General features: G+C 69.8%; 6 protein-coding genes. All 6 read right to left on the bottom strand.

From position 1 onward, the window contains the following. Positions 1 to 1,714, bottom strand: a 1,714-nt coding sequence (locus CSW58_RS08515; RefSeq protein ID WP_201721613.1) for a hypothetical protein, incomplete at its 3' end; no start/stop codon positions are given. Further along, on the bottom strand, positions 1,711 to 2,250 hold the full coding sequence (locus CSW58_RS08510) for a hypothetical protein (protein WP_099447003.1): 540 nt from the start codon (positions 2,248 to 2,250) through the stop codon (positions 1,711 to 1,713). The genes CSW58_RS08515 and CSW58_RS08510, both read right to left, overlap by 4 nt. A gap of 4 nt (positions 2,251 to 2,254) precedes the next feature. Continuing rightward, positions 2,255 to 3,580 (bottom strand): hypothetical protein, encoded by a 1,326-nt coding sequence (locus CSW58_RS08505; protein WP_099447002.1) that lies wholly within the window; start codon positions 3,578 to 3,580, stop codon positions 2,255 to 2,257. Next, positions 3,567 to 6,047: a hypothetical protein gene (locus CSW58_RS08500; RefSeq protein WP_099447001.1), complete on the bottom strand. Its 2,481-nt coding sequence runs from the start codon at positions 6,045 to 6,047 to the stop codon at positions 3,567 to 3,569. Before CSW58_RS08500 ends, CSW58_RS08505 begins: the two co-directional genes overlap by 14 nt. A 29-nt stretch (positions 6,048 to 6,076) precedes the next feature. Next, a complete protein-coding gene (locus tag CSW58_RS08495) occupies positions 6,077 to 7,216 on the bottom strand; it encodes a hypothetical protein (RefSeq protein ID WP_099447000.1) in 1,140 nt (379 codons plus the stop codon). Next, on the bottom strand, positions 7,213 to 8,687 hold a 1,475-nt coding region (locus CSW58_RS14055; RefSeq protein ID WP_201721612.1), incomplete at its 5' end, for a hypothetical protein. The genes CSW58_RS14055 and CSW58_RS08495, both read right to left, overlap by 4 nt.

The raw sequence follows: 8,687 nt of genomic DNA, 5'->3' as shown, positions 1-8,687 counted from the left end.
TGAAGCGGCCCAGGTCGATGCTGTTGAGGAAGGTCCAGGGCGCCTCGAGCCGATAGTTGAGGTTCGGATTGGCCAGCCGGGCCAGGCTCTCGATCAGCCCGCCCAGGGTCGAGCCGGCCATCTGCACGGTCAGCACCTGGTGGCGCTTGGGCGCCACGCCGATCCAGGCGGTGCGGGCCTCGAGGTTGAAATCCTCCAGGCGGACGCCGAAGAGGTAGGTCTGCTCCTGGCCGATGAAGGACAGGCCGATGGTGACGGCGAGGCGATTGAGTTCGAAGACGCCTTTGACCGAGCCGGCGTAGGTCATGACGGGTGTGGCGGCGGCGATCGGCCCGCCGGCCAGGACCGCTTCCAGGCTTACGCCCGGCGGCAAGCCGGCCCGGGCCAGGACGGGCCGGTTCAGCGCCAGGCCGTTGAAGATAATTTGTTGGGCCGGGGTCGCCACCGCGTAACGCTGGATATCGGTCTCGGCCGCAAGGGACAGCGTCAGACCCAGGACTTCGGGATTCCATCTGACCGCCACGGCGGCGGAGACGCGATAGGGGTAGCCAGCCGCCAGGCTGTAATCGATCCAAAGGCCAGTCAGGACGAGGGAAGGCAGCCAGGGCGGCGGCTCTACCCCCAGGAAGGCATAGGCGAAGCCGGTCAGGTCCAGATCGCCCTCGGCCAGCCCGCCGACGAACCGCCAGTCGCCGCCCCGGGGATACAGGGCCCCGGCGCTGAGCACCGCCTGCTGCTCTCCGCCGACCTTCACCCCCACGAAGCCGTTCAGCCGGCCCGCCAAGCCTGACTGGGCCACCGTCATGTCGAAGGTGATCTCGACCATGACGAAGCTGATCGTGCCGATCGTCAGCTCCCATTCGCTGCTGATCGTGAGCGTGGCGCCGTAGGTCTGGTCGGAGAGGGAAGCAAAGAAGCTGAGCCGGTCCACCGTCAGCTCGACCGGCAGGCTGGGTTTTGGCCCGCCGAAATAGGCGCCGAACGCCTCGCTGAGCGGCAGGACGATGGGATGGCGGACCTTGCCCGCAATGACCAGCGAAGGCAGGGCCAGGCTGACGTCGAGCAGGATAGGGTCGCCGTCCAGGCCCAGAGGCGGCGCGCCGCCGCTGGCATTGTCCTTGGCACCGAAGACCATGGTCCCGTAGACCTCGCCGGACATCACCGCGCTGCCACTGACCCAGTTGAACATCCAGTTCACGCCCAGATTCTCGACCGCCACGAACGGAACGGGCGTGTTCCAGCGGGTGGTCGAAACCACGGAAACCCCGGCATAGCTCATGCCCGGCAGGCCGAAGTCTCCGGGCGGAGTGACGCCGAAGGACAGCCGACCGACTCCGAAGGCGTCCAGAGCCGCGATGCCGGACGGAAGCTGGAAATCGCCGGGGCTGGTTCCCGGCATTATCGAGAGCAGGCCGGCGACGCCGCGCGACAGGTTGAGCGGCGGGGCGATGTCAACGTCCAGCGGCCAGGTCATGTCGCTGAGGAACAGCGGCGTCGCCAGCGTGATCTCGGTTTCCTCCAGCGCGCCGAGCACCATGCCGGCCTGGATCTCGATGACCGACAGCGGCGGGGTGTCGGGCTCGTAGGCGAAGGGGTCGGGATAGTCGGTTGCCAGCCGCAGCGACACCGGGCCAAGTTCGACGCCCGGCAGACTCATTTCCGAGGCCGGAGCCAAGGCCAGCAGGTCCAGCCCGACCCGATCGGAAACCGTCATCGGCCCGTCGAGCCACAGCCGCGAGCCGCCCAGATAGGTGGCATAGGGCGCCAGAACCCCTGGTCGATCAGCAGCCAGCCCTGCAGCCGGGCCGGACCGGCGCCGCCCTGGTCGGCGGCTTCACTGAGCACCGCCGGCAGGTCCACGACCAGAGCCTCCAGCACCGAGGTCGTCAGGGTCAGCCCGCCGCCGGCGTCCTCGCTCTCATCCGGCATGCGTGACAGCGGCAGGTCGGGAAACGCCTGGCCCAGGGTCCAGGCCTGGGCTTGCGGCGCGAGCTTGAGCACCATGCGAAGCTGGTCGCGGCCGCCGGGACTTTGGCCGGTGATGGTCAGCGACCAGTTGGTGTTCCGCCATTGGGTCGCGCCGGTAAGCGTTGCAGCGGCCCCCTCCTGGGCCGAACGGCCCCCGCTGAGGGGCAGTTCTGGCGCGCCCAGGGTTTCGACCAGGACGCCCAGCAGCGGCAGGCGGGCGCCATCGACCTGGCCGGTCTCGGCGGCGAACCTGAAGGCGTCTCGAATGGCGCTCAGCGACATTGGATCATGTCCCGCCGCCCGTCCGCCGCGCCGTCACGCGGGTGATCGGGCCGGACCGCGCCGGCACGACCGGCGGCGTCACAGGGGGCGTCCCGGGGGGCGGCTCCGGCGTATCGACCTGCATCAGCACCACCACGGTGTCACTCGCCGAGGTGGGCGCGTCGAACGGGAACCAATGGGAGTGGACCGTCCGGTCCGAGTTCATCACGAATTGGTAGTTGGCGACCCAGTTGGGGTCATCGAGTTGGATGATCGTCGTATAGACATTCAGGGTGATCGCCGGCGCGATCTCCCATTTGTTGGCCAGATCGTTCCAGTAGGCGATGCTGTGGGTAACAGCCTCTCCCTCGTCCGACAGGCCGCCGGTGCCGGCGTAGCTCGACAGCACGTTCAGCACGCTCAGGTGCGGGTGATGGTGGCCGTTCATGGCGCCGGCGCTGACGGCAAGGCTGTCGGGTCGTGTCAGCTCAATGAAGGCCCGCGCCGCCACGAATTCGTCGTCGCCATCCACGCCGGTTCCTCCCGCCTCGTCGATCAAGGTGCGATAGGCGCCATGGTGCGGCACCGACATCACGAAGCAGGGTCGGACGGCGGCCGTGCCGGTGCCACGCTCCCACCACAGCATCCGGTCATCGGCCCAGACCAGCGTATCGACCGTGGCGTCCCCCGGCAGGATGATCGTTCCGACGCCATCGAATTCCACGACGATGACGGCGCCGCTGCCGTTCCTTTCGATATCGTCCCCGGCCATGTAGATGGGCGCATCGACCACCAGGGTGCGGAAAAAGACGTTGCCCGCCCGGAACAGGGCGCGTTTGTAGAACGCGCCGAGCATGTTGCGCCTGTAGTCCGAATAGGTGCCCTGCCAGGGCCTCACCCGGTCTGCGAAGGGCGTGAGGCGCCTGAGGGTGGCGTTGGCGCTTGGGCCCCAGTTGCCACCGCCCCAGCGGATCTCGGTGATGCGCAGCGGTATCGTACGGCGCTCGCATTCGGACACCATGGCCTGTAGCAGGTTGAGGTGGTCGGCGTCCTGGTGCGAGATAACGACGCGATCTATCCGCGGCTCCAGGTCATGATCCATCAGGTATCGCAGCCGGGTCACGATGAAATGGACGGGCGGCGCATAGCGCATCGACACCTGGGTCGCGCTCTGCCGCACGCCCGCGCCGAAATCGCTGAGTACGATCGCGGCCGGCACGGTATCGTCGCCGTCGCGGTCATAGATCTCGATCCAGTTGGCCATGCCCTGGTTGCACCAGAGGCAGAAGTATTCGACCCGCGAGGCGGCGGCGAACTGGGGATCTCCGGTCAGCGGATCACGCGCGGTCATGGCGATCTCCCAGTCGGCGGGCCGTCCTGCCGGCGGACAGGGTCCGGCGGTCGGTTTGGAGTTTGGCGCGGGCCGGATCGGCCGCTTTCGAATAGGCGGCGTACCAGCCCAGCTTGGTGTTCGAGGTCTGGTCGGGGTTGCCGAACAGGCTGACGTCGTTGTGGCCAGGCGGGAAAGAGAGCCCCAGGATGCGGATGCCGAAGTCCCGCAGCCGCAGCAGGTAGTTGCGCCGGCCGTCGATGTCGTTGGCCAGCAACTGGATCGTGCGGAAACCCAGCTTGAGAATGCCCTGCAGCGGCAGGTCGACCCCCAGGGTGTTCTTCACCCCCGGCAGGGCGACGCCGACGAATACGGCGGGCGCGGTCTCGGCCGTCTGCGGGCTCCAGCCGATCAGCAGCTTGATGGTGATGCCGACATTGCCGGCCAGGGCGCCCAGGCCTCCCATGTCGATGACATAGGTCAGGCCATACCAGGGGTTTCCCAGCGTCCCCTGCTGGATCGGCGCGCTGATCGAGACGAAGCCGGCGCTCTGCGGCGTCAGCGCCGAGGCGGCCTGGCCCGTCAGCTTGGGATCGGGCGTGGTGACCAGCCCGGTCAGCTGCAGCGGGAAGCGGGCGAACAGGGAATTGGCGCGAGGGATGCTGTTGGCCAGGTCGAAATAGATGTTGCCGTCCGCCACCCGGAAGGTCAGCGCGGCCGGATCGGCCAGCGAAAAGCTCATGCTGATCGCCAGGTTCGAGAAGCGCAGATAGCTGCTCAACGGCTCCGGCGGCGTCGGCTCCTGGCCTTGCGTGAGTGGCGGCCCGAAGCTGAAGGGGTCGATGTCGGGGAACTCGGCGAAGCCCAGGTTGCCGGTCAGCTGGAAGATGGCGGTGATGTTGGAGTCCCCAGCCGCCTGGTCCGCCGCCTTCATGGTCACCAACTGGGCCGAACGCAGCTCCACCACCCCCAGGGCACCCGAGGACAGCTGTAGGCTGTTATCGCCCCGCATAGCGAAGACATAGGCACCCTGCGCCGACCCATCCGGCAGCCGCTGGCTCTGATAGACCCCGTCCAGCAGGATGTTGTTGCCGTGGCCGGTCGGGAACAGCCGGGTCAGCGCCCCGAACAGCCGGTTGATCATCAGCTCCACCCGGCTGGCGAAGCTGACCAGGTTGGCGTTCTGGAAGCCGACGGTGAGCTGCAGGACCTTGAAGGCGAAGGCGGTCTCTTCAGAGAAATACTGGTCGACCGGGTCCTGGTAGTCGATGAGCCCGAAGCTGGAGCTGGTCTGGAAGACCAGCTGGCCGGTCTCGCCGGAGAAGGGGGTGGCGGTCAGGCCCAGGTGGTGGGCGTAGAAGCCGCTGGGATCGATGCCGGCCGCCAGGGCCTGCAGCGGGGCGGGCAGGGCGTCGAGCGGCACGTCGACCGACAGGGCCAGCACCCCGGTCCAGTTGGGGTCGTCGACCATGGCGACGAAGTTGTCGTAGGGCGTGTTGCCGGCACCGGTCGCCTGCGCGGTCAGCACCGATTCCCGAGCCTTGCGGATGGTCGCCCGGATCGAGGACTGCGCCGCCGCCGGACCGGCCGAGGAGGCCGCCTCCGGCCAGGTCCAGGAGGGCAGATCGTCCAGCAGCTCGACCAGGCTGCGGCCGCCCACCAGCTTGAAGATCACGAAGGAGTCCGGGGCCGCCCGGGCCGGGTTGTGCCAGTTGCGGGGCGAGAGCTGGAAGCGCCAGCGGTCCAGGCTGACCAGCAGCTGGCCGGCATAGCGCTGGAAGACCAGCCGCTCCTCCGGGGTGATCGCCCCGCCCGTGGCGCTGTCCAGCATCGCGTCGAAGGCGGCTTCGTCAGGATAGGTCGGATAGTTGGGCGAGACCGCGCTCCGGACCTGGGCCAGCACGGTCGGCGAGACGCCCTTGCCCGGGGGCAGGTCGCCGATCATGCCCAGGGCCAGGGCGGTCAGCCGATAGGCCACCGAGCCGTTGGCCATCACCCTGTCGGCGTCGCCCAGCACCATGAACAGGCGATTGGTCTGCACGGCCTGGCGAAACTCGCCATGCACCTGGGTGAAGCGCACGTCCGGCAGGGCGTCGGGAGCGGTGGTGTTGCGGCCGATGCCCAGCCAGGCCCAGGGGCCGTCGATGCTGGTCAGCCCGACCGCCAGGCCCTGCGGCGTCACCCCGACCGTGGTCGCCACCGCTCCGGACTCGGCCTTCAGGGCCCGCAGCTGCTCTTCGGTCTCCACGCCGATCGACTTGCGCCGGGCCGGGGCGATGGCCCGCGCCTCCAGCCGCCGGGCCAGCTCGACATCGGCCTGGGCCAGGCCCCGGTAGGGCGCCAGGGGAAAGCCAGGGGTCTCCGCCGTGGGGGCCGCCAGCAGCGCGGCCGGCACCTCCAGATAGTTCAGGAACCCGCCGACCCCGGCCGAATACAGCGCCGCCTCCTCGGGCTGGGCGTAGTAGCCGACCCCACCCTCGACGGTCATGGTCGTCCAGGCGGTGGCGCCCAGCGGGGTCAGCGACTGGGTGAGGGTCGAACCCTCGGCCTCGGCGTCCAGGACCGGGGGGCATAGGCGGGGCCGGGGCGGGTGAACACCAGGCTGTTCCCGGTTTCCTCGGCCAGGCCGAGATATTCCAGCCCCGACATGCCGCAGAGCAGGCGGTCGGCGGGGTTGAAGTCGAGGCTCGCCTTGGCCTGGACCGGTATACTGACCGCCATCCCGAAGGCGCCGATCGGGGTCGGATAGACGCTGGTCGGCACGCCGCCCGGTTCGCCAACCGTCTGGGGCTGGAGCGCCAGCACCAGGCCCGCAGCTGGCAGGTCGGCGGTCGCATCCTGGGGGGTCAGGCTGACCGCATAGCCTCGGGCCGTCGCATAGTCGGACCCGAAGGCTGGCGGGTCGGCGGTCTCGCCGCTGTCGGGGGGCGGGAAGAAGCTGAGATGGCTGCGGACTGGGTCAAGCGGGCGCAGCGGGTCCAGGCTGGTCCACAGCCGCCCGTCCTCGTCCTGGATCAGGGGGCGCAGATTGAGGGTGCGGATCGTCCCGTCCGGCTGGCCGCTGAAGAACCGCAGCGAGGCACCCAGCTGCTCAAGACCGGACGGCGCCTCCGGGGTCGCGGCCGGCAGCGGCAGGGCAAAGCGCCAGCAGCCCTCGAGCGTGGGGGCATAGGTGACGACCGCCGGGCTGTCGGCGCTCAGCACCCCGCCGCCGGCCAGCAGGCTGGCGGCGGGATCGGCGGCGAAGGCGAAGCCCCAGCCCTGGGCGGCGGTCGCCAGGCTGACCGCCGCGCCGCCGGTGACGGTGAGGATCAGGCCGCCATAGTCGACGTCGAACCGCCGGGTGAGCAGATCGTCGGCGAGATTCAGCCACTGGGCCTGCCAGCGCTCGGGCGGATCGTCCGGGGCCGCCAGCCAGAACAGCCGGGCGGGCTGGCCGGCCAGCCAGGCCCGCAGGTCCGCCTGCAGCGCCGCCCCGTCCCCGGCCGGCGCCCCCAGGAACAGGTAGAGCCCGCCTGGATCGGCCCAGCTGGCGCTCAGGCTGACGCTGTCCAGCAGGTCGGCGTCCGGCGAGGCCAGGAAGCCGCTCAGGCCGCCCTCCAGCCAGTAGAGGTCCAGGCCCTCGGCGCGGGCGAAGATGGGCTCGGCCTGGCTCATCCGAGGGTCAGGCCGTCGCCGTGCAGCAGGGGCAGGTCCAGCCAGGCCGGGTTGGGGCCGATCGTCCAGTCGAACCGCACCGGCAGGCCGGCGCCCAGGGCGAAGGCGGCCGGCGCCCCGGTCACCGCCGCCCCGGCGGCCCGAGTCAGGCTAAGGCCGCTGAAGGGCAGCGCCGTTCCGGGCGGCCGGGCCGCGCGACGCTCCAGCAGGTTGGCGACCGTCGTCCCCAGCGGGACCGACAGCGGCTGGCCGTCCAGCCAGACCTGCACCCCGGCGGTCAGGGTGGTTCGGCCGCGGAAATACAGCAGGGCGACGTCGGCCCCGGCCTCCAGCCCGTTGCGGATGTTGGTGGTGGCCGCCTCCAGCGCGTCCAGCCTGCTGGCCGCCAGCAACACGGCGTTATATTCCGGATAAGGCGTCCCGGTGGCGGCCTGCGACTGGAAGCTGGTCGGGTAGACCAGTCGGACGAACGGCCGGCGGAACTGGGCGTAGAGAGTGTCGATCACCCCGCCCGCGCCCTGCATCTTGCGCTGCGAAAAGGCCGGGGTCGGGACGGTCAGGCCCCCCGCCGCCGCGATGGTCGCCAGGAAGCGGTCGAAGCCGATCAGCCAGCTGCCCGAGCCACCGTAGGAGGCGACCTGGTAGTCGGCCGAGGCCGAGGCGACATAGCCGTTGAGGTAGGCCTGGTCCGGCACTGCCCCGCCGAGGAACTGGTAGGTCTCGTACTCGGCCCGCAGCGTCATGCCGGGCCGAAGGTCCACGCAGCCCTGCTCGGCCCGCAGGCCGTAGTTGTAGAACAGCGTCTCGGCGAAGGTCTGCGGCATGGCCCGGCCGATGGCCTGCTGCACGGTGGCCAGGGCCAGGGGCGTCGCCGTCGCCGACTCCAGGGCGGTTATGAAGCCCAGGTAGTCGGCGCGCAGGTCCGCGCGGATGGCGCCGCCCTCGAACGTCCAGGCCAGGGAGCCGGCCGGGATGGTCAGGCTGTAGACGAACGGCGCCGTTCCCTCCGCCAGGACGAAGGTCTCGTTCTGGGGCAGGGTTTCCGGGAGGGACGGGAACAGCTCCGGCAGGTCCAGGACGATGTCGAAATCCGCCATCGCCTGGCTGTCGGCGGGCTTGATCGCCGTCTGGTCGGCGCTGGCCGACAGGAACCAGCCGGGACCGAACACCGCAATGGCCGGGCTGCCGGGCCCCTTGGTGAAGCCGTCGGCCGCCTGGGCTACCAGGGTCCAGGTCTTGGCCGGGTCATAGGCCAGCGGGAACTGGACCGTTGTCGAGGTCACCACGAAGGGACCGTGGGTGACGCTGGTCCCTTCCAGCACGCTGACCTGATAGCTGGTCGCGCCCGGCACGGCGCTCCAGGCGACGTGCGCCAGCCTGCCGTCGTAGCGGACGCTGACATCCTTCGGCGTGGCGGCGATGATCAGGCCCGGCTCGGACCAGGGACCGGTGATCCTCGGCGTCGCGCTGG

Source organism: Caulobacter sp. B11, assembly GCF_002737765.1.
Lineage (GTDB): Bacteria > Pseudomonadota > Alphaproteobacteria > Caulobacterales > Caulobacteraceae > Caulobacter.
This window is presented reverse-complemented; position numbering and strand designations above follow the sequence as displayed.

Excerpts from the sequence above, each read along its gene's own strand:
- CSW58_RS08495 (WP_099447000.1), bottom strand. The coding sequence starts at position 7,216 with ATGAGCCAGGCCGAGCCCATCTTCGCCCGCGCCGAGGGCCTGGACCTC.
- CSW58_RS08500 (WP_099447001.1), bottom strand. The coding sequence starts at position 6,047 with ATGACCGTCGAGGGTGGGGTCGGCTACTACGCCCAGCCCGAGGAGGCG.
- CSW58_RS08510 (WP_099447003.1), bottom strand. The coding sequence starts at position 2,250 with ATGTCGCTGAGCGCCATTCGAGACGCCTTCAGGTTCGCCGCCGAGACC.
- CSW58_RS08505 (WP_099447002.1), bottom strand. The coding sequence starts at position 3,580 with ATGACCGCGCGTGATCCGCTGACCGGAGATCCCCAGTTCGCCGCCGCC.